General features: G+C 72.6%; 2 protein-coding genes. One reads left to right on the top strand and one right to left on the bottom strand.

Annotation, left to right across the window (positions count from 1 at the left end; translation table 11 throughout):
* Positions 1 to 234: AAA family ATPase (locus AX737_RS21150; protein WP_156453866.1), on the bottom strand; the 234-nt coding region annotated here is incomplete at its 3' end.
* A 281-nt stretch (positions 235 to 515) separates the two neighbouring features.
* Between AX737_RS21150 and AX737_RS21155 the strand changes: the two genes are divergently transcribed.
* Positions 516 to 1,089: polysaccharide biosynthesis/export family protein (locus AX737_RS21155; protein ID WP_197430666.1), on the top strand; the 574-nt coding region annotated here is incomplete at its 3' end.

Genomic DNA, 1,089 nt, shown 5'->3' on the forward strand with positions numbered 1-1,089 from the left:
GCGCAGGGCCGAGCAGACTACGACGCCCGGCTCCCCCGCCGCCAGCCGCTCGCCGATCCAGGCCGCGATGCGGGCGAGCCAGGGTGCGCGGTCGGCGTCGGTGAGCGGGTGGCCGGCATGCATCTTGGCGATGTGCTCGCGCGTGTGGAAGGCGTCGCCGTCCACGAACGTCCAGCCGAGGCGCCGCGCGACCGCCTCGGCGACGGTGCTCTTGCCCGAGCCCGACACGCCCATGACCACGAGGATGCACGGACGCACGCAGGCGGCTTCAGGGTCTGCCAGGGTCACGGATCGTCCTCCCGCTGGGAATGAATAGGTCGGCGGCGGACGGAGGGAAGCCGGCCGGATGCGATGGTCGCTGTCGGCGTGGGGGCTGCGGCGCGGTCGCGGATGTGTGCAGCGGGGATGGAGGCCGCTCCCGCGGGGTCTTCGTACCGGTGTGGCCGACCCGCTACGGACGGGAACACCGGATTGAGCTAGGCAGCGGAATCGGCGAAACCGTCAGGCGATCCTGGATGCGCGCTACTCCCCTTGCCCTGTGCGCCGCGCTCGCGGTGTCGGGCTGCTCGATCCTGCCCGCGGCGGGTCCGACCTCGCGCGCGGTGGTGGCCGGCGCCGAGGTGGCCACCGCCGACGGTCTGTTCGCCCGCTACGAGATCATCGACATCACCCCCGCCGTCATCGAGGCCCTGCGCACCCGCCCCCTCGACAGCCTGCTCGCCTCCTTCGGCGACCACCGCCTCTCCGTCGAGCCCGTCATCGGCGTCGGCGACTCCGTCTCCGTCTCGATCTGGGAGGCCGGATCGGGCGGCCTGTTCTCCGGACCGCTGGTCGCCGACCGCTTCTCCGCCGGATCCAAGTCCGCCCTCATCCCCGAGCAGATCGTCACCCGCGACGGCGCCATCTCGGTCCCCTATGCGGGCCGCATCCAGGTGCTCGGCCGCAGGCCCCAGGACGTCCAGGCGCTCATCGAGAACGAGCTCGCCGGCAAGGCCATCCAGCCCCAGGTGCTCGTCACCATCACCAAGCCGATCTCGCAGGCCGTCACCGTCACCGGCGAGGGCGCGGCGGGCGCGCGCATCCCGCTCT

This window comes from Methylobacterium sp. CCH5-D2 (assembly GCF_001556475.1).
Lineage (GTDB): Bacteria > Pseudomonadota > Alphaproteobacteria > Rhizobiales > Beijerinckiaceae > Methylobacterium > Methylobacterium hispanicum.